The organism is Micromonospora sp. L32, from assembly GCF_052068055.1.
Classification (GTDB): domain Bacteria; phylum Actinomycetota; class Actinomycetes; order Mycobacteriales; family Micromonosporaceae; genus Micromonospora; species Micromonospora purpureochromogenes.
The window spans coordinates 1-21089 of the sequence record NZ_JBQHDD010000017.1 but is presented as its reverse complement, the minus strand read 5'-3'; the positions used below and the strand labels follow the sequence as shown (position 1 = coordinate 21089).

Genomic DNA, 21089 nt, shown 5'->3' with positions numbered 1-21089 from the left:
GTGACCACCGGGAATGTCGCTCATGTGACCACCGGGAATCCGGAGGCGGCGGCGAGCGCGTCCAGCTCGGCCCGCAGGGCGGGCGCGGGCGGGTAGTGCCCGTCGCGTTCGAGCAGCAGCGCCGGGGGCCGGCGGCGGGCGCAGAGCGCGCCGACCAGGTCGAGCACCTCCGGCGGCACCGGGTCGGTGTGCGTGTCGTGGTAGAAGCCGCCCCGTTCGGCACCGCCGGCCACGTGCACGTAGGCGACCCGGTCCAGCGGGAGCCGGTCGAGCAGGGCGAGCGGGTCGCCGCCCCGGTTGCGGGCGTTGGCGTGCACGTTGGCGACGTCGAGCAGCAGCGTCGCTCCGGTGGCGTCCAGGATCTCGGTGAGGAAGTCCGCCTCGTCCAGCTCGTCGTCGGGCCAGTCGAAGAGCGCGGCGATCGGCTCCAGGGCGATCGGCACCGGCAACTGCGCCTGCGCCCGCCGGACGTTGGCCACCACGGCGGCCACCGCCTCCCGGGTGCGCGGCAGCGGCAGCAGGTGGCCGGCCTCCAGGCCGCCGGCCCGGACGAACGCGATGTGCTCGCTGACCAGCGGCGCGTCGAGGAGTTCGGCGATCCGGGCCAGGTGGGTCACCCGGGCCGGGTCGACCGGTTCCGCGCCGCCGAGGGAGAGCCGCACCCCGTGCGGTACGACGGTGACGTCGCGTCCGCGCAGCTCGGCGAGCCCCGGCGGGAGCGGGCCGGTCGACGGTATCGACTCGGCCACCACCTCGACGAAGCGCACCCCGGGCAGCTCGGCGACGAACCCGGCGATCTCCGGCCGCCAGCCGATGCCCACCCCGCTCGGACCGGTCATCCGCCGCACCCGCCACCGCCGCCGCAACCGCCGCCGCCGCCACCGCCGCCACCGCAGGAACTGCCGCCGCTGCAGGAGCCGCCGCCGCTGCCACCGCTGCTGTTCAGCGCCTGCCGCTGGATTTCCGCCTGCTCGGCGAAGCCCGGGTCCAGGGCCCAGAGCGAGGCGGTGCCGAACAGAGCCACCCCCATGGCCGCCCCGGCCGCCCCGTAGGTGGCGTAGGCGGGTGCGGACGCGGGGGAGAGGTGGATGTTGCTCCGGCGCAGCTCACGCAGCGCGGTGTCGGCCGCGCGGGTCCGCCACGGCATCCGGGAAAGCAGCACCAGCGGGACGATCAGGGCGAGGACGGCGAGCAGCAGGAAGCCGACCGGTCGGTCGTTGGCCAGCCCGGCGGCGACCCGGGCCGCGCCGAGCGCCATCAGGGCGACCACCAGCCACGCGCCGCGTCGGGCCGCGGTGCGCTGCTCGGGGTGCAGCGCCAGGCCCTGCCGCTGCAGGCCCTCGCGCAGCTCGGTGAGGGCGTGAGAGACCCGCTGTTCGCGGGCCAGCTCCCGGGCGTGCAGACCGTTCCGGGCGGCGTGCAGAACCGCCTGGTCGAGCGGAGTGAGGCCGCTGGGCGGCGGGCCGCCGGTGGTGAGCCGCCGGTCGGGGCGCACCCCGACCGCGCCGCAGCCGCGCAGGCCGCCCAGCGCCGTCCAGATCGCGAGCTGGTCGCCGCCGTTGAGGTACGCGACCTGCTGCGGCCCGAGCTGGCCGGCCCCGGCCGCCGGCTGACCGGCGAGGATCCGGGACCGGTACACGATCGAGCCGACGACGACCACCAGGGCCGCCAGCAGATAGAACCGGAGGAACGTCGGGCCGGAAGTGCCCCAGGTGTCGGCCGCCAGCATCATGGCTCTGCTCCTGTCACGCGAGGGGACCGCGGCCTCATTGTGGAGCAGGGCCGCCACGCGCCGACCGCCGTGCGGACCGAGTTACCAAGCCGATACGTCCGGCGGTCAGCGCCGGCGTACGGCCTCCTCGACCAGGTCCAGCACCGGTCCCAGGTCGCCGGCCGGCCGGCCCATCGCCAGGTGCAGCACCAGGCCGTCGTACGCCAGCTCCAGGAACTGGGCCAGCACGTCGATCGGGACGTCCTCGCGCAGCACCCCGGCCTCCCGCTGCCGGACCAGCCGGTCCCGGGTGGCCTCGGCGATGGCGGCCGAGCGCTCGGCCCAGCGGCGGGCGAACGCCGGGTCGGTGCGCAGCCGGCGGGAGACCTCCAGCTGGCTGCCCAGCCAGCCGGTGGTGTCCGGCGAGATCGCCCGGGCCAGCAGGTCCCGCATGACCTGGACGAGGCCGTTGCGGGCCACGGTCTCCACCATGGCCGCCGCGTCGTCCTCGGCCACGGCGAGGAAGAGCGAGTCCTTGTCACGGAAGTGGTGGAAGATGGCGCCCCGGGACAGCCCGGTGGCCTCCTCCAGCCGGCGCACGGTGGCTCCCTCGTAGCCGTGCCGGGCGAAACAGGCCCGCGCCGCGGCGAGGATCTCCTGTCGGCGCGCGTCGAGCTGGTCCTGACTTACTCTGGGCACGGGTCGATCGTTCCAGCTGACCCTGCGTTACGCAAACCGTACGTACGGCTTGGGATCTTGCGTGGTGGGACGGGCCGGCCGGGGCGCTCCGGTTAGGATCGGCGGGTGACGACGCCCCCGGTCGCCTCCGCCCCCCTTCCGTCCGCCCCGCTGACCGTCGCCGCCGTGCAGGCCGACCCGGTCCCCGGCGACGTGCCCGGCAACGCGCGGGTCGCCGCCGGCCTGGCCGCCCGGGCCGCCGGTGCCGGCGCCCGGGTCGCGGTGCTGCCGGAGCTGTTCCTGCCGGCGTACCATCCGCCGACGCTGGCCGCCGATCCGGCCGGCACGGACGTGGCCGCGACCGGCGACGGCGCGGTCGACGACCCCCGGCTCGACCCGCTGCGGGCCGCCGCCCACGACAACCGGATCACCCTGGTCGTCGGTGCCGCGGTCCGCCACCCGGACGACCGCCGGACCATCTCCGCCCTGATCGCCGACCCGACCGGCGTGATCCGGGTCGGGTACGACAAGCAGCAGCTCTGGGGCGGCGAGCGGGAGCTGTTCGACGCCGGCCGGCGGGGCGCCACCCTGCTGGTCGACGACTGGCGGCTCGGGCTGGGCATCTGCTACGACGGGTGCTTCCCGGAGCACGCCCGGGCCGCCGCGGCCGACGGCGCGCACGGCTACCTCTGCCCGAGCGGCTACCTCGCCGGGTCGGCGCACCGGCGCGACCTCTACTACGCCGCCCGGGCCCTGGACAACACCATGTACGTCGTCTTCGCCAACGCCGTCGGGGGCGCCGAACCGTGGCGGTTCAACGGTGGCGCGGCGGTCTACGACCCGGAGGGGCGGCCGCTGGTGCGCGGCGCCGACGACGGCGAGGCCGTGCTGGTCGCCACCCTGGACCCGGCCGCGCTGGCGGCCACCCGCTCGGCCCACTCGATGCTCGCCGACCGGCCCGCCGACCAGGGGCTCCCCCGAACGGCGCTGCCGGCCTGACGGACGTCGCCGACCGCCCGGCCCTGTCGACGGCGACCCCCTCTCCCGTAAGGTGCCCGCGTGCCGCTGCTCCTGCTCGACCTGGACAACACCCTGCTCGACCGGGCGGGCCCGTTCCGCGCCTGGGGTGAGCGGTTCCTGGACAGCATCGGCGCGCCCCACACCGACATCGACTGGCTGCTCTCCATCGACGCCGACGGGCTCACCGACCGGTGGGACGTCGCCGACGCCATCCGCGACCGGTACGCGCTGCGCATCCCCTCGATCGACCTGGTGGAGGAACTGCACGACGGGGTGGTGGCGAACACCCGCCTCGACCCGCTGGTCGCCTGCGCGCTGCGGATCGCCGACGACGCCGGCTGGGTGCCGGTGGTGGTCACCAACGGCTCGGTCCGCCAGCAGGACGCCAAGATCCGGCGGACCGGGCTGGACCGGTACGTCGCCGACTGGGTGATCTCGGAGGAGGCCGGGGTCAGCAAGCCCAATCCGCGGATCTTCGCGCTGGCCGCCCAGCGGGCCCGGATGCCGCTGCGCGGGGCGTGGGTGGTGGGGGACAGCCCGGAGGCGGACATCGGCGGGGCCGCCGCCGTCGGCCTGCCCAGCGTCTGGCTGCACCGGGGGCGTACCTGGCCGGACAACCGGTTCGCCCCGACCCGCACCGTCGACTCGCTGATCGCGGCCGTCGCCACGGTGCTCGCCGGCTGAGGCACGGGCGGCCCGGGCGGGGTCCGGTAATTCGGTTGCCGCCGGATCGGGCGTCGGTTCAGCATGGTCCCGCGCGGGTGCGCAGCCGGGTCGAGCCCGGTCGAGGAGAAGGAGGTCGGTCATGGCCGTCTTTGCAGGGTCGTTCCACCTGCCTCCATCAGCCTCGATCAAGGGATCACCACTTCCGTGCGCGAACACGACCTCCCGGCGCCGCAGCGCCGTGGCCGCGGCAAGAGCCGCTTCGACGACGACGAACCACACTTCCTGAAGCACGGCCGGCACGTCGAGCCGGCCCTCGTCGAGCCCGACGACGAGCCCGAGCCCGAGGACCGCTGGTCCTCCTGGGACGAGGCCGTCCACGGCCCCGAACCTCACCCCGAGTGGCTGGTCACCGAACTGGCCGCCCGGGACACCGAACTCGGTGTGCTCAAGACCGGCAAGGAGGCGGACGTCCACCTCGTCCGCCGCGCGGTGCCGGACACCGACCGGTCCTGCCTGCTGGCCGTCAAGCGCTACCGGGACGCCCAGCACCGGCTCTTCCACCGCGATGCCGGCTACCTGGAGGGGCGCCGGGTGCGGCGGTCCCGGGAGAACCGGGCGATGGCCGGGCGTACCGCGTTCGGCCGGCAGATGATCGCCGGGCAGTGGGCCGCGGCCGAGTTCGCCGCCCTCAGCCGGCTCTGGGAGATCGGCGCGGACTCCGGGCGGATCGCCGTGCCCTACCCGGTCCAGTTGATCGGCACCGAGCTGATGCTGGAGTTCGTCGGCGACGCCGACGAGGGAGCGGCGGCGCCCCGGCTGGCCCAGCTGCGCCCCGAGGCGGGCGAGCTGCGCTCGCTGTGGGAGCAGATGGTGGACGCGCTGGTCGTGCTGGCCCGCGCCGGATACGCCCACGGCGACCTGTCGCCGTACAACCTGCTGGTGCACCGGGGGCGCCTCGTCATGATCGACCTGCCGCAGGTGGTCGACGTGGTGGCCAACCCGCAGGGGCCGGAGTTCCTGGCCCGGGACGTGAAGGTGGTGGGCGCCTGGTTCGCCGCGCGGGGGCTGCCGGCGGCCGAGGTGGACCCGGCCGAGCTGACCGGTCTGCTGCTGCGCGAGGCGGGGATCCGCTGAGCCGCGCACGCCCCGGACGGTCCGTGGACCGTCCGGGGCGTACCCGCCTCGCCCGCCGGGCATCGCCGCCCGGCGTACCGCTACTGGAGGTAGCGCTCGACCGCCGGGATCGGCCGCTCACCCTGGGCGTCCGGGTCGCCGTGCGCGCTCCGGGCCGCCCGGCGGCGGCGCAGCAGGTCCCAGCACTGGTCCAGGGACTCCTCCAACGCGCGCAGCCGCTCGCGCGCCTCGTCGTCGGTGCCGGACTCGTTGGCCTGCGCCGCGGAGCGCAGCCGGTGCTCCTCGTCGACGAGTTCGGAGATCCGGTTCAGGATGGTGGTGTCGTCCATGCCCCTGAGCCTGGCACAGGGCGCCCCGGCGCGCCCGGATTCGCACCCCCCGGACGGCGCCGCGTCGGGGTAGGTTCGGCCACCATGGCCCCTGTCGTACGCCCACTGCGACCCGCCGACGTGCCGGCGGTCGCCGAGGTGCTGGCCGCCGCCGCGCCGTACCAGATGATCACCGAGGAGTGGCTGGGTTGGCGCCTCACCGGCGCGCCGGCCGCCGAGCGGTTCGGCGTGCTGGTCGCCGAGAGCGCCGGGAGAGTGGTCGGCGAGGCGCGGACCGGGCTGCTGCACGAGAGCGCGGATCCGGGGCTGGGCTTCGCCAACATCTCCGTGCATCCGGCGTGGCGCGGCGGGGGTGCGGGCACCGCCCTGCTCGTCGCCGCCGAGCGGCGGCTCGCCGAGCTGGGGGCGGTGGCCGCGTACGCGAAGGTGGCCGACGACCCGGCCAGCACCGGCTTCGCCGAGCGGCGCGGCTACCGGCGCGGACGGCGGGCCGAGTTCCTGCTGCTGGACCTGGCCGAGGTGGAGCTGCCTTCGGCCCCGGCGCTGCCGGCCGGGGTGCGGCTGCTCGCCGCGGCCGAGCTGCCCGACCCGCACCCGCTCTACCTGGCCGACCTCGACGCCTCCCGGGACGAGCCGGGCGAGGTGACGATGGACGAGATCAGCTACGCCGACTGGCGGACCGCCTACTGGGAGCGCCCCGAGCTGGACCGGGACCTGACCACGGTGGCCGTCCGGGACGGGGAGGTGCTCGCGTTCGGCTTCGCGCTCACCGACGGCCGGACCCGCTACCGGTCGGGGATGACCGGCACCCGGCGCGGGCACCGGGGCCGGGGGCTGGCCCGCGCGGTCAAGCACCGCTCGCTGAGCCGGGCCCGGGCGGCCGGGCTGCGGTACGCGTACACCAGCAACGACGCCGGTAATGTGCCGATGCTCACGCTGAACCGCGGATTAGGTTACCGGCCGGTGGCTGCGGAGTGGCGCTACCTGCGCGATCTGTCAGGCTAACGTCCGGTTGGGACCGTGCACAGTGGACGTCTTTCGTTGACTGTGAGAATTTCTCCGGACGCAAAATCTGGAAAAGCCTTTTCATCAATGACATGCTCACCGCAACCGTCACGCACCATCACCACGGCACCACGCAGCGCGAGGCGGTGCAGCACCGGAGGAGGACCCGTGCAGGTGAGCCATGACTGAATCGACCGCCCCGGTTCACCGCAAGCCGCACGTCGCCACCCTCCGCCACACGTTGCCCAAGCTGCTCCGCGACCCGCTGGGCACCCTGGTCGGTCTCGCCGACGCGACGCCCGGGCAGGTCGTCCGGCTGAACCTGGGCACCATCCGGCCGTACCTGGTCACCGAGCCGGCGCACGTCCAGCACGTGCTGCGCGACAACGCCGCGAACTACACCCGGGCCGGCGACAGCATGCTGTGGCGGTCGGTCCGGAAGCTGGGCGGCGACGGGATCCTCTCCGAGGGCCCGAAGTGGGAGGCGAGCCGGCGGCGGCTCCAGCCGCACTTCACCCCCAAGCGGCTCGACGCCGCCGTGGCCGACATGAGCCGGGCGATCAGCGACGCCGTGGGCGAGCTGGCCGGCCCGGCGCGCGACGGCACCCCGGTCGACGCGGCCGCCGAGGTCTCCCGGATCATCTGCGCGGCCGTCAGCCGGGTCTTCTTCGGCGCCAAGATCGACACTGCCGACGCCAGACGGGTGGTCGTCGAGCAGAACACCGTGGCGACCGCGCTGCGGTTCCGGCTGCTCGCCCCGTTCCTGCCGGACGCCGTGCCGATGCCCGGTGACCGGGCCTTCCGTCGGGCCGTGCGGAACATCGACGAGATCCTGCTCCCACTGGTCCGCGCCGAGCGCGCCAGCCCCGAGGGCGGCGACGACATCCTCGCCGCGCTGGCCCGGGCCAGGGACGCCGACGGCAACAAGCTGGACGAGCGGCGGGTCCGCGACGACGTGGTGTCCACCTTCGCCACCACCACCGAGACCACGTACACCGTGCTCACCTGGCTCTTCCCGCTGCTGGAGCAGGTGCCCGACGTCGCCGCCCGGCTCTACGAGGAGATCGACCGGGTGGTCGGCCCCGGCGACGTGGTCACCCGGGAGCAGGTCGGCGAGCTGCGCTACACCCGGATGGTGCTGGACGAGCTGCTCCGCGCGTATCCGTCGGGCTGGCTGGTCCCGCGGACGGCGGTCGCCGACGACGTCATCGGCGGCACCCGGATCTCCGCCGGCGCGACGATCGCCCTCAGCCCCTACGTCACCCAGCGGCTGGCCCGGTTCTGGGACCGCCCGGAGGTCTTCGACCCGGAGCGCTTCGCCCCCGACGCGCCCCGGCGCGCGCACCGGTACGCCTACTTCCCGTTCGGCGGCGGCGCCCACCAGTGCATCGGGCAGTACCTGTTCCAGCTGGAGGCGACGCTGATCCTGGCGACCCTGTTCAGCCGGTTCCGGTACCGGCTCTGCGAGCCCGGGATGCCGGCACCGCAGCTCGCCGCCTCCCTGCGAGCCGGGGGGCCGGTGCCGCTGATGCTCACCCCGCACCGGCAACCGGCCCTGGCCTGACCGCCGTGGCACCTGACATCCGGGCGGTCGACGAGCAGCGGGAGGCCGCCGAGCACGGACGGATCTGCGCCCTCGCCGCGCACGGCCAGCGGGACCTGCAACGCTGCCTGGCCGCCCACCCGGCCCTCTTCGCCGCCGGGCCCTTCGACGCGGCCCTGGCCAGCAGCGTCGCCCTGGCCATCGCGTTCAGCGCCCCCGAGTGCGACGCCGCCGAGCTGCGGTTGACCAACCGGGCGGTGCTCTGGGGGTTCGCGCTGGACTGGCAGGTGGACCACCTGGCCACCTCGGCCGCCGAAGTCGACCAACTGGTGCGCCGGCAGCTCGCGGTCGCCGCCGGGGCACCCGCGACGGCGAACGACCCGCTGGGCCGGTTCCTCGCCGAGTTCCGCGCCGACCTGGCCGCCGCGCCGGCCTTCGCGACGCTGGGCGGGGCGTGGCGGGAGGCGGTGCGCCGGACGCTGGAGGCGATGCGGCGGGAATGGCACTGGCGGACGGCCGGCCGCGACGGCCTGCTGCCGCTGCCGTCGCTCGCCGACTACCTGGCCAACGCCGACAACCTGGCCTGCACGGTGGTGAACGTGGGGCACTGGATCTCCACCGGCGACCCGGACGCACCCGACCGGCTCGATCGGCTGATCGCCGCCAGCGACGCGGTGCAACGCGCCCTGCGGCTGGTCAACGACCTGGCCACCTACGAGCGGGACCTGCGCTGGGGCGACCTCAACGCGATCCTGCTGGTCGAGGACCGGGCCGTCGTCGAGCGGGAACTGACCCGCCTTCTCGCGCGGGCCACCGAACTCCTCGACGAGCTGCGCCCCGACTGCCCCCGGGAGGCGGCCTACCTCACCAGGCAGCTCGGCTACACCAGCGGCTTCTACCGGTCGACCGACTTCTGGGGGGTGGCGTGAGCACGGAGGCTCTGGCCCGGGACGCCGCACCGCCGGAGGATCCCGGGTACGCGATGGCGGCGGGCGAGCTGGTCGCCGGGCTGACCGTCCGTCCGGCGGGCCGTACGTCCGCGTCGCCGTACGAGACCGGCCGGCTGGTCTCCCTGGCGCCCTGGCTGCCGCAGCACGCCGAGCGGATCCGCTTCCTGCTCGCCGGGCAGCGCCCGGACGGCGGCTGGGGCGGGCCGGAGGGCTACGCGCTGGTGCCCACGCTGAGCGCCGTCGAGGGGCTGCTCGCCGCGCTGGAGCGGGACGCCCCCGTCGGCTGGTCCCACGACGGCGTGCGCAACGCCGTGGATCGGGCGCTGCGCCTGCTGTACGACCCGGCGGCCGGCCCGGCGACGTACCCCGTGCCGGACCTGCCGGCCGCGGACCTGATCGTCCCGGCGCTGGTCGAGCGGATCGGCGACCGGCTGGCCGAGCCGCCGGCGGCGCTCGCCGGCTGGCGCGCCGCCGGCCCGCCACCGCTGCCGGCCGGCATGGACTCGCAGCGCCTCGACCGGGTACGCCGGCTCGCCCGGTCCGGCCGTCCGATGCCGCCGAAGCTGTTGCACGCGTTGGAGGTGCTCGGCCCGGCGGCGCGGCGGCTGCCCACCGTGACCCCCACCGGGTCGGGGGCGGTCGGCGCCTCCCCGGCCGCCACGGCCGCCTGGTTCGGCGGCCCCGACGGGAGCCCACCGGCCAGCGTGGACTACCTGCGCCAGGCGATCGCCGGCCACGGGGGCCCGGTGCCCTGCGCCACCCCGATCACCGTCTTCGAACGCTCCTGGGTGCTCGCCACCCTGGCCCGGGTCGGCGTACCCCTGTCGGTGCCGGCTGGGATCCTCGCCGAGCTGCGGGCCGCGCTCGGCCCGGACGGCGCCGCCACCGGGCCGGGCCTGCCCACCGACGCCGACACCACCGCGGTCACCCTCTACGCGCTGGCGCGGCTGGGCCAGCCGGCCGACCCGGCGTGCTTGGCCGGGTACGACACCGGGGAGCACTTCTGCACCTGGCAGGGGGAGAACGGCGCGTCGGTGACCACCAACGCGCACGTGCTGGAGGCGCTGGGCCGGCAACTCGGCGACGGTGGCCCCCGGGCGGCGGGAGTGGTGCGCCGGCTCACCGGCTGGCTGCTCGACCGGCAGGAGGCCGACGGCCGGTGGTCCGACCGCTGGCACGCCTCGCCCTACTACGCCACCTGCTGCGCGGTGCTCGCCCTGCGCGACCACGGCGGCCCGTCGGCCCGGCCGGCGGTGGAGCGGGCGGTCGGCTGGGTGCTCGACAGTCAGCAGCCCGACGGCTCCTGGGGGCGGTGGGCCGGCACGGCGGAGGAGACCGCGTACGGCCTGCTCGTGCTCCTGGCGGGGCGGCCCTCGCCCTCGCTCGACGCGGCCGTGGCGGCAGCGGCGGGCCGACTGTCCGTGATGGACGATCAAGGCGAACGCCCTCCACTGTGGCACGACAAGGACCTGTACCATCCTGGACAGATCGTACGGGCGGCCGTGATCGCCGCGCGCAAGGCGGCTGGCGACCGACTGCGCGATGGCGCCCATACCCCGACAGACCCCTGGTCTGCACTGCTTGAGTGAACTTCCGGACACTGCTAGCGTGCGCCGGGGCCGGGGTCGCGCTATTCGGCCAATCCGAAACGTGAATCAGGACCGGCGAGGGACGGGTGTGATGGGTTCCCGCAGTGCAAGTCTGCGCACCAAGGTTGTGGCCCTGCTGGTCTCGCTGGCCGCGCTCTGGGCTTTCGCGGCCTGGGTGACCCTGCGCGACGGTCTCAACGTGCTCGGCGTGCAGACGCTCGACGCGCAGATCGCCGAGCCGAGTGAGTCGCTGCTCACCGAACTCCAGCGGGAACGCCGGATGTCGGCGGCCTACCTCGGCCGCCCGAGCCAGGAGCAGGCGGAGCAGCTGCGCGAGCAGCGCCGGCGCAGCGAGGAGCGGGCCGCCGACTTCGCCGAGTCGGCCCGCAGCTCGCGGGCCCGGCTCGCCTCCAGCGACGAGCTGATGGAGCGGATCGACGAGGTGGTCACCCGGCTGGACGCCCTGGGCGCGGTGCGGGACGCGGTGGCCACCCGGGCCGTCGACCGGGCCGGCGCCGTCGACTCGTACACGGGGGTGCTCGACTCGCTGTTCCGGGTGTACGCCTCCCTGGGCAAACTGGACGACGAGCAGATCGCCAAGGACACCGCCACGCTCACCCAGCTGGTCCGGGTGCGGGAGCTGATGTCGCAGGAGGACGCCCTCTTCGCCGGGGTGGCCGCCGCCGGCCGGATCAACGACCGGGAGTACGCCCAGTTCGCCCACCTGGTCGGCGCGCAACGGTTCCTCGCCGGCGAGGCGCTGGCCGAGCTGCCCGACGCCGACCGCGAACGCTACGTGCGGATGACCGACGGGCAGTCCTTCGTCCGGCTGCGGTCGATGGAGGACCGGCTGGTCCGGGACGGCCGCCCCAACGCGCCACTGCCCGTCGAGGCCGACGACTGGCAGGCCGCCATCACGCCGGCGTTGCAGGAGCAGGAGGCCACGGTGCTGGCCAGCGGCGACGCGCTGGTCGACCGGGCCACCCCGGTGGCGATCTGGGTGATCGTCCGGATGGTGCTCGCCGCCGGCCTCGGCCTGATCGCCGTCATCGCCTCGGTGATCGTCTCGATCACCACCGCCCGCGCCCTGGTCCGTCAGCTCGAACGGCTGCGCGAGGCCGCCTTCCGGCTGGCCAACGAGCGGCTGCCCGGCGTCGTGGAGCGGCTCGGGCACGGCGAGCAGGTCGACGTCGCCACGGAGGCGCCACCGCTGGAGTTCGGCGACGACGAGATCGGCCAGGTCGGCAAGGCGTTCAACGTGGTGCAGGAGACCGCCGTGCGGACCGCGGTCGAGCAGGCCGAGCTGCGCCGCAACGTCCGCGAGGTCTTCCTCAGCCTGGCCCGGCGCACCCAGGCCCTGGTCCATCGCCAGCTCACCCTGCTCGACGCGATGGAGCGCCGCGAGCAGGACGCCGAGGAGCTGGAGGACCTGTTCCGGGTGGACCACCTGGCCACCCGGATGCGGCGCAACGCCGAGAACCTGATCGTGCTCTCCGGCTCGACCCCGGGCCGCGCCTGGCGACGCAACGTGCCCATGGTGGACGTGGTGCGCGGCGCGGTCGCCGAGGTCGAGGACTACACCCGGGTCAACGTGCTGCCGCTGGGGCCCGTCTCGCTCGCCGGCCGGGCGGTCGGTGACGTGATCCACCTGCTGGCCGAGCTGATCGAGAACGGGCTCTCCTTCTCCCCGCCGCACACCTCGGTGGAGGTGCGGGGCCAGCTGGTCGCCAACGGCTTCGCCCTCGAGATCGAGGACCGCGGCCTCGGCATGACCGAGGAGGACCTGGCCGCCGCCAACGACCGCATCGCGGACCGCTCCGAGCTGAACCTGGCCAACGCCGCCCGCCTGGGCCTCTACGTGGTCAGCCGGCTGACCGAGCGGCACGGGGTGAAGGTGCAGCTCAAGGAGTCCGCGTACGGCGGTACCACCGCCATCGTGCTGATCCCCCTCGACCTGGTGGAGACCGGTCAGGACGCGAACACCTCCGGCGGCTTCCCGGTCGGCACCGGGTCGGCCCCGCCGGCCGCCGGGGTTCCGGCCGCCGTCGAGGGCGTGCCGCCGGCCGGGGCTCCGGCGGCCGACAGCGACACCGCCGCGGACGGCGATCCGGTGGACACTCCGGCACTGCCGGTCCGGGCCGGGACCGCGCCGTCACCGTCGCCGTCCGCGTCGGGGCTGCCCACCCGGTCCCGGACCGGGGCGGCGCAGGGTGCCCTGACCGGCCCCACCGTGCCGACCGGCCTGCCGACCACCGTGGCCCGGCCCGCCGCGCCGCAGCGGCCCGCGACGGTCCCGACGCCGGTCGACGCGGCCGTGTCGGACGCGGCCACCGACGAGCGGACGCCCGCCGGCACGGACGACCGGACGCCGGCCGGCACGGACGGCCGGGTGACGGATTCCGGCCTGCCGGTGCGGGTACGGCAGGCCAACATCGTGCCGGAGCTGCGCGCTGAGCAGGCGGCGGCCGACGACGAGCCCGACGAGCAGGCGGCGCGCCTGCCGGAGCAGGTGCGCAAGATGATGAGCTCCTACCAGACGGGCACCCGGCGTGGCCGGACCGATGCCGCCCGCCTGCTGGGAGGCGCCGCCACCGGGGCGCGGTCCGGCAACGGGCAGGAGAACGGGGACGGTCAGGCGACCTGACGGCGGCGCGAGGAGAAGCGACCGCGCGACGGGGCACGGCAACACCGACGTACGGCGACACCAGCCGGGGGAGAAGAGGACGACGAGTGGGGCAGAAGACGGCTTCGAGTGCCGACCTGACGTGGCTGCTGGACGATCTGGTCGGTCGGGTGAAGCAGGCCGAACACGCCGTGGCGCTCTCCTCCGACGGCCTGCTGATGGCCTCGTCGCGGGGGCTGAGCCGGGACGACGGTGAGCACCTGGCGGCGATGGCGGCCGGGATCCAGAGCCTGGCCCGGGGCGCGGGCAAGCGGTTCGGCGGCGGGCAGGTTCAGCAGACCATCATCGAGATGCAGTCGTCGTTCCTGTTCGTGACGGCGGCCGGGCGCAACGCCTGCCTGGCGGTGCTCGCCGCCGAGGACGCCGACGTCGGCCTGATCGCCTACGAGATGGCGATGCTGGTGACCCGGGTGGGCAAGTTCGTCGCGTCGCCGACCCGGGGGCTCGACCAGCCGGCCGGCGGGAAGTAGCGGCGATGAGGGTCGAGGGCGGTTCCGAGGACAGGTGGGTGGACGACCACGCCGGGCCGGTGGTCCGGCCGTACGCGGTCACCCGCGGCCGGGCCCGCCCGGTCACCGGCACGTTCGACCTCATCTCCCTGGTGACGGCGACCCGCGCGGACGCCGGCGCGGAGTCCGGGCTGGGCCCGGAACACCTGGCGATCGTCGCGCTCTGCCAGCGGATCCAGTCGGTGGCGGAGGTCGCCGCCCATCTGGACCTGCCGGTGGGGACCGTCCGGGTCCTCCTAGGCGACCTGATGGCCCGCGAACTGGTTTTGGTGCGGCCGCCGCGCGGCAGCGCCAACCTACCTGACGAGAGCGTCTTCGAGGCGGTGATCAATGGACTACGGGCACTCTGACCGGCCGGCGGGAGCGCCGCCGCTGCCCACCGCGATCAAGATCTTGATCGCCGGCGGCTTCGGCGCGGGCAAGACCACCATGGTCGGCTCGGTGAGCGAGACCAGGCCGCTGCGCACCGAGGAGGTGCTGACCGAGACGGGCATCGGGGTCGACGACCTGTCCGGCGTGGAGGACAAGACCACCACTACGGTGGCGATGGACTTCGGCCGGATCACCATCAGCGACGACCTGGTGCTCTACCTCTTCGGCACCCCTGGCCAGGACCGGTTCTGGTTCGTCTGGGACGAGCTGGCCCTGGGCGCGATCGGGGCGGTGGTGCTGGCGGACACCCGCCGGCTGGCCGATTGCTTCCCCTCGATCGACTACTTTGAGGAGCGGGGCACCCCGTTCGTGGTGGCGGTGAACTGCTTCGAGGATGCCCGGCGCTACCAGCTGCACGAGGTGCAGGCGGCGCTCAACCTGGACCCGGGCGTGCCGGTGCTGCTCTGCGACGCCCGGCAGCGGGAGTCCAGCCGGGACGTGCTGGTCACGCTCATGGAGCACGCCATGAAGACCCGGGAGGCCCGCCGCCGGGAGGACTGACCCGCGCGATCGACACCGTTTGCGGCGTGTCGCGGTGTCCGGCTACCCGGATACGGCGACACGCCGCATTCCGCGTGCGGCACAGCGCGTGGCCGGGCGGGCGGGGACCCGCGTACGCGCCCGGAAAGCGTCGACGGCTCCCGGCGGATCGCCGGGGGCCGTCGGGAGCCGGCGGATCAGCCGCGCTTGGTCGTCTCCACGAACCGCCGCCAGGCGGCCGGCGCGAAGGTGAGAGCCGGACCGGCCGGGTCCTTGGAGTCGCGTACGCCCACGACGCCCGCGAGGTTGTCCGCGACCTCCACGCAGTCGCCGCCGTTGCCGCCGCTCTTCGTGCTCTTGCGCCACCGGGCACCGCTCAGGTCCATGCTGCTGCCGCTTCTCTCAAGAGGTCCAGGGAGCGCCCGCGAGGAAGAGCCTCGCCCCGGATGCGTTCCCACCGTCGTTCCAGCGTAGCAATTTCGGAGCCTTGCTCGATTATCTGCGCACGCGCCTGACTGTCGACGTGCCCGACCCGCGTCCCGTCCGGTAGCTCCGCGAGCGTGAAGGGTCCGTCCAACCCGGGATACGTCGACGTGTCGTGCGGAACCACGTGTAGCTGAACGTTGGGCAGTTCGGCGCAGGCCACGAGGTGGGACAGTTGCGCGGCCATCAGTTGCCGGTCCCCGGCGGCCGGGCGCCGGAGGATCTGCTCGTCGACCACCGCGACGAACAAGGGTCCCCGTTCACGAGTGAGGATCGCTTGCCGATCCATCCGCGCCGTGACCAGATTGGCGACTTCGTCGGGCGTGAGCGGTTGGCCGATGAACGTCGCGCGCGCGTACGCCTCGGTTTGAAGCAGCCCCGGCACCCAGGCGAGTTGAAAAGCACGCAGTGCGACGGCGTCACGCTCGATGTCGACCCAGGGCCGGAACCACACGGGCTCGCGCCGGTGAGTCGCGTCCGGCCAGAGCGTGTCGGGGTGCTGGCCGAGAATGCTCGCGACGGTGGCGCGGTGCCGGCTCTGCGGGATGTGCCCGGGGTTGGCCCACCGGGCGACGGTCTTCGGGTGCACCCCCAGGCGGCCCGCCAGGCTCTCGGCCGTGTGGCCCGCCTCGGCCAGCGCGGTGACAAACGCATGGTTCATGCCTGTCCTCTCAGGAACAAAACAACCGTCCGAAGAAGATTAGCGAACGCTGTGTGATTGTCCGACAACCCTCGGCAAGCTGCGGGTTAGCCGATGTCGAGGAGCAAAGACGATGCCTGAGGACAAGCTGCGGCCGGTTCCGAAGCCGAGAAGCGATTCGCCACCGGCCCGCCCGATCGTGCCCGGGTCGATCGGGCCGCTCACCCCTGCGTACCGTGGCCCCGGCGGGGTGACGGACGTCGTGCCCGGACCGCGCTGGCGGACCGGGAGTGGTCCGCTCGCCGCGCACACCGCAGGCGGACCGTGGTGGAGGTGCGACGCCTGCGGTCGGGACTGGCCCTGTCCGACGCTGCGCGCGACTCCGACGGACGCGTCCCGACGGGCGACCCTGATCCCCGAGTTCTCCCGGATCACCCGCCGCGCGATCCGCGACCTTCGCGGCCGGCCCGGCGGCCTGGACCCGATCGCCGTCGTCCGCCGCTTCCTCTGGTTCCTGCCCCTCACCGATGAGGAGGCCCGTGCGGTCGCGCTGAGGTTGCGATGAGCAGCGGGCCGCGTGCGAGGTTCGGTGCCGGCGACGTGGTTCTGCTGTCCCGGGCCGCCTCTCCGCAGTTCGTGGCACCGATCATCGTCCGCGTGATTCGCGAGATGCGCGACCGGCACCCGCCCCACGGGTGGACCTGGATCGAGGGCTACCAGCTCGACTCCCGGGGCCTCGCGACCACCAAGCGTGAGCTGTTCGTGCTGGTCGAGGGGGTGCGCCGGGCTGCTGGGCCCGCGCCGACCGGTCCCACGCGATGCCGACCGGCCATCCGGCTCTCGGCGCGAGCGGAGGAGTGAGGCCCGCCTGGCGACCGGAGAATGCCCGAAGGGCCGCTCCCCGCGGGGAGCGGCCCTTCGGCGGTACGAAGTCAGCTCGCGATCATCCGGCGCAGCACGTACTGCAGGATGCCGCCGTGCCGGTAGTAGTCCGCCTCGCCCGGGGTGTCGATCCGGACCACGGCGTCGAACTCCACGCCGGTGTCCGTGGTGACCTTCACCGTGCGCGGGGTGTCGCCGTCGTTGAGCGCGGTCACGCCGCTGATGGAGAAGGTCTCCGTGCCGGTGAGGCCGAGCGACTCCGCGGTGGTGTCCACCGGGAACTGCAGCGGCAGCACGCCCATGCCGATCAGGTTGGAGCGGTGGATCCGCTCGTACGACTCGGCGATGACCGCCCGGACGCCGAGCAGCATGGTGCCCTTGGCCGCCCAGTCGCGCGACGAGCCGGAGCCGTACTCCTTGCCGGCCAGGATGACCAGCGGGACGCCCGCCTCCTGGTACGCCATCGAGGCGTCGTAGATGGAGGTCTGCTCGCCGGTCAGGTGGTTGACCGTGAAGCCGCCCTCGACGCCCGGGACCAGCTGGTTGCGCAGCCGGATGTTGGCGAAGGTGCCCCGGATCATCACCTCGTGGTTGCCCCGGCGCGAGCCGTACGAGTTGAACTCGTGGCGCGGCACGCCGTGCTCGGCGAGGTACTTTCCGGCGGGGGAGTCGGCCTTGATCGAGCCGGCCGGGGAGATGTGGTCGGTGGTCACCGAGTCACCCAGCTTGGCCAGCACCCGCGCGTCGGCGATGTCGGAGACGGCCTTCGGCTCCCGCTGCATCCCCTCGAAGTACGGGGGCTTGCGGACGTAGGTGGAGTCGTCCGCCCAGGCGAAGGTGTCGCCGGTCGGGGTGGGCAGCGACTGCCAGCGCTCGTCGCCGGCGAAGACGTCGGCGTACGCGGCGCTGAAGCCGGTGGCGCCGATCGCCTGCGCGATGACGTCCTGGATCTCGGCGCTGTTCGGCCAGATGTCGCGCAGGAAGACGGGGTTGCCCTCGTTGTCCTCGCCGAGCGGCTCGTTGGCCAGGTCGATGTCCATCGTGCCGGCGAGCGCGTACGCGACCACCAGCGGCGGGGACGCCAGGTAGTTCATCTTGACGTCCGGGTTGATCCGGCCCTCGAAGTTCCGGTTGCCGGAGAGCACCGAGACGACGGCGAGGTCGCCCTCGTTGACCGCGGCGGAGACCTCCTCCGGCAGCGGGCCGGAGTTGCCGATGCAGGTGGTGCAGCCGTAGCCGACCAGGTTGAAGCCGAGCTTGTCCAGGTAGGGCGTGAGGCCGGCGCGGTCGTAGTAGTCCATGACGACCTTGGAGCCCGGCGCCAGGGTGGTCTTGACCCACGGCTTGCGGGCCAGGCCCTTGTCGACCGCGTTGCGGGCGAGCAGCGCCGCGCCGATCATCACCTGCGGGTTGGAGGTGTTGGTGCAGGAGGTGATGGCGGCGATCACCACGGCGCCGTGGTCCAGCTCGTACTCGACGCCGTCGGCGCTGGTCACCCGGACCGGGTTGGTGGCACGCCCGCCGGCGCCCGCCGCGGCGGTCTCCAGGTCGCGCGGCTCGTCGGCCGGGTCGCTGAACTCGTTGGCCGGCGGGTCGCTGGCCGGGAAGGACTCGGCGCTGGCCTCGTCGGCCGGGCCGTTGGCGCCGCGTGGCAGCTGCTCGCGGGCGACGCCCGGCTTGAGGTCACGCTCACCCGCGGAGTCGTCGGCGACGTAGTCGGTCAGCGCGGAGCGGAACAGCGTCTTGGCGCTGCCCAGCGGCACCCGGTCCTGCGGGCGCTTCGGCCCGGCCAGCGACGGCTCGATGGTGGAGAGGTCCAGCTCCAGTCGCTCGGAGTACTCCGGCTCGCGCTCCGGGTCGTGCCAGAGGCCCTGCTCCTTGGCGTACGCCTCGACGAGCGCGACCTGCTGCGGGTCGCGGCCGGTCAGCTCCAGGTAGCGGACGGTCTCGGCGTCGATCGGGAAGATCGCCACGGTCGAGCCGTACTCCGGGGACATGTTGCCGATGGTGGCCCGGTTGGCCAGCGGCACGGCGCTGACGCCGGGGCCGTAGAACTCGACGAACTTGCCGACCACACCGTGCTTGCGCAGCATCTCGGTGATGGTCAGCACCAGGTCGGTGGCGGTGGTGCCGGCCGGCATCTCGCCGTGCAGCTTGAAGCCGACGACCCGCGGGATCAGCATGCTGACCGGCTGGCCGAGCATCGCGGCCTCGGCCTCGATGCCGCCGACGCCCCAGCCCAGCACGCCCAGGCCGTTGACCATGGTGGTGTGCGAGTCGGTGCCGACCACGGTGTCCGGGTACGCCTGGCCGTTGCGCTCCATGACCGTGCGGGCCAGGTACTCGATGTTGACCTGGTGCACGATGCCGGTGCCCGGCGGGACGACCTTGAACTCGTTGAACGCGGTCTGGCCCCAGCGCAGGAACTGGTAGCGCTCCTTGTTGCGCTCGTACTCCAGCTCGACGTTGCGCGCGAAGGCGTCCTCGCGGCCGAACAGGTCGGCGATGACGGAGTGGTCGATGACCAGCTCGGCCGGGGCGAGCGGGTTGACCTTGGCGGCGTCGCCGCCGAGGTCGCGGACGGCCTCCCGCATGGTGGCCAGGTCCACGACGCAGGGCACGCCGGTGAAGTCCTGCATGAGCACCCGCGCCGGGGTGAACTGGATCTCCACGCTGGGGGCGGCGGTCGGGTCCCAGCCGCCGAGCTGGCGGATGTGGTCGGCGGTGATGTTCGCGCCGTCCTCGGTCCGCAGCAGGTTCTCCAGCAGGATCTTCAAGCTGTAGGGCAGCCGGTCGTGGCCCTGCACCTTGTCAATCCTGAAAATCTCGTAGCTCGCGTCTCCGACGCGTAGCTGGGTCTTCGCACCGAAGGTGTCGAGGCTCGCCACGTCGTACTCCTTCACACCAGCGACCGTGAGTAGTCCTGAGCAGTCTGTCGCACCGGCCGGAGCGCCGCCCAGGTTAGGTGACACTTACCGCCGATTCTCGTCGTCAACAAAACCGTACGTCCGTCTTGCTATCCGCGCAACCTCGTGCCAGGGTTCGGGACGAGGAGGTGCCACCATGATCCATCACGTCCTGCTCGCCTGCCCACGCGGCTCCGAGGAGGCCTCCCGGGCCTTCTACGCCGGCCTGCTCGGCCTGGTCGAGAAGCCCAAACCGCCGGCCCTCGCCGCCCGCGGTGGTTGCTGGTTCACCGGGTACGGCGCGGAGCTGCACCTGGGCGTCGAGGACGGCTTCCGCCCCGCCCGCAAGGCGCACCCGGCCCTGCTCCGCCCCGACCTCGACGAGCTCGCCGCCCGGCTGGCCGCCAGCGGACACCCGGTCACCTGGGGTGACGACGAGCTGCCCGGGATGCGGCGGTTCCACACCGAGGACCCGCACGGCAACCGGCTGGAGTTCGTCGCCCCGATCACCGGCTGACCGCCGCCCGGTCCGCACCGGCCGTCCCGCTCCGACGGGGGTGAGCGGGACGGCCGGGCCGCCGAGCACCCCACCCGGCCGAGGCGGCGCGGGTAGGGTTCGGGGTCGGATCGGAAGGGGTGGCGGGTGGTCGACGTACAGCACTGGCTCTCCGCGCTGCCCCCGGTCGCGGTCTATCTGATCGTCGCCGGGGTGATCGGTGTCGAGAGCATGGGTGTCCCGCTCCCCGGGGAGATCGTGCTGGTCAGCTCCGCCCTGCTGGCCGCCGCCGGGGTGGTCGAGCCGGAGTGGGTGGCCTGCGCCGCGGCGTTCGGCGCCATCGTCGGCGACTCCATCGGGTACGCGGTGGGCCGGCGCGGCGGCCGTCCGCTGCTGGCCCGGTTGGGGCGGCGCTTCCCCCGACACCTCGGCCCCGCGCAGCTCGCCCGGGCCGAGCAGAGCTTCGCCCGGCACGGCGTCTGGGCGGTCTTCTTCGGCCGGTTCGTCGCGCTGCTGCGCATCCTGGCCGGGCCCCTCGCGGGCGCGTTGCACGTGCCGTACCGCCGGTTCCTGGTCGCCAACGCGGCCGGCGGCCTGGTCTGGGCCTTCGGCACGACGTACCTGCTCTACACCGTCGGCCGGGCCGCCGAGCACTGGCTCAAGGACATCTCCTGGGCGGGCCTGGTCCTCGCGGTGCTCGCCGGACTGGGCAGCACCTGGTGGCTGCGGCGCCGGGCCCGGCACCTGGACCAGGAGCCCGCGTTGGAGCCGGCAGAGCCGGTCCCGGCCGGCCGCGACGGCTGACCCGCCGCCACCACCAGAGACGACGACAAGGGCCGGCCCCGGGTGGGGCCGGCCCTTGTCGGTGGTGCTGGTGTCAGGCGGTGGCGGAGTAGCCGCGGGTGGCGATCCAGTCGGCGAGGTTGTCGACGCTCATCCGGTAGGAGGCCTGG

At 74.0% G+C, this 21089-nt stretch carries 22 protein-coding genes; 15 read left to right on the top strand and 7 right to left on the bottom strand.

The window, feature by feature from the left end; genetic code table 11:
* Positions 1–20 precede the first annotated feature (20 nt).
* The 3 genes from ACTMTB_RS29765 to ACTMTB_RS29755 form a co-directional block, all read right to left on the bottom strand.
* Positions 21–839 carry a DUF692 domain-containing protein gene (locus tag ACTMTB_RS29765; RefSeq protein WP_441149476.1) on the bottom strand — a complete coding sequence of 273 codons (819 nt, stop codon included), beginning with the start codon at positions 837–839 and terminating at the stop codon, positions 21–23.
* Positions 836–1729, bottom strand: coding sequence for a TIGR04222 domain-containing membrane protein (locus tag ACTMTB_RS29760; RefSeq protein ID WP_441149497.1), 894 nt, complete (start codon positions 1727–1729; stop codon positions 836–838). Before ACTMTB_RS29760 ends, ACTMTB_RS29765 begins: the two co-directional genes overlap by 4 nt.
* Positions 1730–1837: 108 nt before the next feature.
* The gene (locus ACTMTB_RS29755; protein WP_154936047.1) at positions 1838–2410 is read right to left on the bottom strand and encodes a TetR/AcrR family transcriptional regulator; all 573 of its coding nucleotides are present in this window, start codon (positions 2408–2410) and stop codon (positions 1838–1840) included.
* A gap of 105 nt (positions 2411–2515) precedes the next feature.
* Between ACTMTB_RS29755 and ACTMTB_RS29750 the strand changes: the two genes are divergently transcribed.
* From ACTMTB_RS29750 to ACTMTB_RS29740, 3 genes are all read left to right on the top strand, one after another.
* A complete protein-coding gene (locus ACTMTB_RS29750) occupies positions 2516–3388 on the top strand; it encodes a carbon-nitrogen hydrolase family protein (RefSeq protein ID WP_441149475.1) in 873 nt (290 codons plus the stop codon).
* 60 nt (positions 3389–3448) lie between these two features.
* On the top strand, positions 3449–4093 hold the full coding sequence (locus ACTMTB_RS29745) for an HAD family hydrolase (RefSeq protein ID WP_441149474.1): 645 nt from the start codon (positions 3449–3451) through the stop codon (positions 4091–4093).
* Positions 4094–4279: 186 nt separating this feature from the next.
* Positions 4280–5209 carry a serine protein kinase RIO gene (locus ACTMTB_RS29740; RefSeq protein WP_441149473.1) on the top strand — a complete coding sequence of 310 codons (930 nt, stop codon included), beginning with the start codon at positions 4280–4282 and terminating at the stop codon, positions 5207–5209.
* 80 nt (positions 5210–5289) lie between these two features.
* Here ACTMTB_RS29740 and ACTMTB_RS29735 read toward each other — a convergent pair whose 3' ends face one another.
* Positions 5290–5538 (bottom strand): DUF2630 family protein, encoded by a 249-nt coding sequence (locus ACTMTB_RS29735; protein WP_210776296.1) that lies wholly within the window; start codon positions 5536–5538, stop codon positions 5290–5292.
* 84 nt (positions 5539–5622) lie between these two features.
* Between ACTMTB_RS29735 and ACTMTB_RS29730 the strand changes: the two genes are divergently transcribed.
* From ACTMTB_RS29730 to ACTMTB_RS29695, 8 genes are all read left to right on the top strand, one after another.
* On the top strand, positions 5623–6543 hold the full coding sequence (locus ACTMTB_RS29730) for an N-acetyltransferase family protein (RefSeq protein ID WP_441149472.1): 921 nt from the start codon (positions 5623–5625) through the stop codon (positions 6541–6543).
* A 181-nt stretch (positions 6544–6724) separates the two neighbouring features.
* Positions 6725–8107 carry a cytochrome P450 gene (locus ACTMTB_RS29725; protein ID WP_441149471.1) on the top strand — a complete coding sequence of 461 codons (1383 nt, stop codon included), beginning with the start codon at positions 6725–6727 and terminating at the stop codon, positions 8105–8107.
* Positions 8108–8112: 5 nt separating this feature from the next.
* The gene (locus ACTMTB_RS29720) at positions 8113–9015 is read left to right on the top strand and encodes a terpene synthase family protein (protein ID WP_441149470.1); all 903 of its coding nucleotides are present in this window, start codon (positions 8113–8115) and stop codon (positions 9013–9015) included.
* The gene (locus ACTMTB_RS29715) at positions 9012–10625 is read left to right on the top strand and encodes a prenyltransferase (RefSeq protein ID WP_441149469.1); all 1614 of its coding nucleotides are present in this window, start codon (positions 9012–9014) and stop codon (positions 10623–10625) included. Before ACTMTB_RS29720 ends, ACTMTB_RS29715 begins: the two co-directional genes overlap by 4 nt.
* A 91-nt stretch (positions 10626–10716) precedes the next feature.
* Positions 10717–13269, top strand: coding sequence for a nitrate- and nitrite sensing domain-containing protein (locus ACTMTB_RS29710; protein ID WP_441149468.1), 2553 nt, complete (start codon positions 10717–10719; stop codon positions 13267–13269).
* A gap of 86 nt (positions 13270–13355) precedes the next feature.
* Complete coding sequence (locus tag ACTMTB_RS29705; protein WP_088961283.1) at positions 13356–13778, top strand: roadblock/LC7 domain-containing protein; 423 nt, start codon at positions 13356–13358, stop codon at positions 13776–13778.
* Between the two features lie 5 nt (positions 13779–13783).
* Positions 13784–14167: a DUF742 domain-containing protein gene (locus ACTMTB_RS29700; RefSeq protein ID WP_441149467.1), complete on the top strand. Its 384-nt coding sequence runs from the start codon at positions 13784–13786 to the stop codon at positions 14165–14167.
* A complete protein-coding gene (locus tag ACTMTB_RS29695) occupies positions 14148–14750 on the top strand; it encodes a GTP-binding protein (protein WP_346533119.1) in 603 nt (200 codons plus the stop codon). Before ACTMTB_RS29700 ends, ACTMTB_RS29695 begins: the two co-directional genes overlap by 20 nt.
* Before the next feature lie 176 nt (positions 14751–14926).
* Here the strand turns inward: ACTMTB_RS29695 and ACTMTB_RS29690 are convergent, their stop codons facing one another.
* Positions 14927–15115, bottom strand: coding sequence for a DUF397 domain-containing protein (locus tag ACTMTB_RS29690; RefSeq protein ID WP_377608346.1), 189 nt, complete (start codon positions 15113–15115; stop codon positions 14927–14929).
* Positions 15106–15873 carry a DUF5753 domain-containing protein gene (locus tag ACTMTB_RS29685; protein ID WP_441149466.1) on the bottom strand — a complete coding sequence of 256 codons (768 nt, stop codon included), beginning with the start codon at positions 15871–15873 and terminating at the stop codon, positions 15106–15108. The genes ACTMTB_RS29690 and ACTMTB_RS29685 overlap by 10 nt, the downstream gene beginning before the upstream one ends.
* Before the next feature lie 229 nt (positions 15874–16102).
* Here ACTMTB_RS29685 and ACTMTB_RS29680 point away from each other — a divergent pair, with 229 nt between their 5' ends.
* Complete coding sequence (locus tag ACTMTB_RS29680) at positions 16103–16417, top strand: hypothetical protein (RefSeq protein ID WP_441149465.1); 315 nt, start codon at positions 16103–16105, stop codon at positions 16415–16417.
* Positions 16418–16509: 92 nt separating this feature from the next.
* Positions 16510–16713: a hypothetical protein gene (locus tag ACTMTB_RS29675; protein ID WP_441149464.1), complete on the top strand. Its 204-nt coding sequence runs from the start codon at positions 16510–16512 to the stop codon at positions 16711–16713.
* A 71-nt stretch (positions 16714–16784) separates the two neighbouring features.
* Here the strand turns inward: ACTMTB_RS29675 and ACTMTB_RS29670 are convergent, their stop codons facing one another.
* Positions 16785–19637 carry an aconitate hydratase gene (locus ACTMTB_RS29670; RefSeq protein ID WP_441149463.1) on the bottom strand — a complete coding sequence of 951 codons (2853 nt, stop codon included), beginning with the start codon at positions 19635–19637 and terminating at the stop codon, positions 16785–16787.
* A 160-nt stretch (positions 19638–19797) separates the two neighbouring features.
* On the opposite strand from ACTMTB_RS29670, the gene ACTMTB_RS29665 reads away from it, so the two are divergent.
* Positions 19798–20157, top strand: a complete 360-nt coding sequence (locus tag ACTMTB_RS29665) for a VOC family protein (protein WP_441149462.1) — start codon at positions 19798–19800, stop codon at positions 20155–20157.
* 126 nt (positions 20158–20283) lie between these two features.
* Positions 20284–20940 carry a DedA family protein gene (locus ACTMTB_RS29660; protein WP_441149461.1) on the top strand — a complete coding sequence of 219 codons (657 nt, stop codon included), beginning with the start codon at positions 20284–20286 and terminating at the stop codon, positions 20938–20940.
* Positions 20941–21089: the final 149 nt, after the last annotated feature.

Coding starts and splice junctions, on each gene's coding strand:
- ACTMTB_RS29765 (WP_441149476.1), bottom strand. CDS start 839: ATGACCGGTCCGAGCGGGGTGGGCATCGGCTGGCGGCCGGAGATCGCC.
- ACTMTB_RS29760 (WP_441149497.1), bottom strand. CDS start 1,729: ATGCTGGCGGCCGACACCTGGGGCACTTCCGGCCCGACGTTCCTCCGG.
- ACTMTB_RS29735 (WP_210776296.1), bottom strand. CDS start 5,538: ATGGACGACACCACCATCCTGAACCGGATCTCCGAACTCGTCGACGAG.
- ACTMTB_RS29730 (WP_441149472.1), top strand. CDS start 5,623: ATGGCCCCTGTCGTACGCCCACTGCGACCCGCCGACGTGCCGGCGGTC.
- ACTMTB_RS29725 (WP_441149471.1), top strand. CDS start 6,725: ATGACTGAATCGACCGCCCCGGTTCACCGCAAGCCGCACGTCGCCACC.
- ACTMTB_RS29710 (WP_441149468.1), top strand. CDS start 10,717: ATGGGTTCCCGCAGTGCAAGTCTGCGCACCAAGGTTGTGGCCCTGCTG.
- ACTMTB_RS29700 (WP_441149467.1), top strand. CDS start 13,784: ATGAGGGTCGAGGGCGGTTCCGAGGACAGGTGGGTGGACGACCACGCC.
- ACTMTB_RS29695 (WP_346533119.1), top strand. CDS start 14,148: ATGGACTACGGGCACTCTGACCGGCCGGCGGGAGCGCCGCCGCTGCCC.
- ACTMTB_RS29690 (WP_377608346.1), bottom strand. CDS start 15,115: ATGGACCTGAGCGGTGCCCGGTGGCGCAAGAGCACGAAGAGCGGCGGC.
- ACTMTB_RS29685 (WP_441149466.1), bottom strand. CDS start 15,873: ATGAACCATGCGTTTGTCACCGCGCTGGCCGAGGCGGGCCACACGGCC.
- ACTMTB_RS29665 (WP_441149462.1), top strand. CDS start 19,798: ATGATCCATCACGTCCTGCTCGCCTGCCCACGCGGCTCCGAGGAGGCC.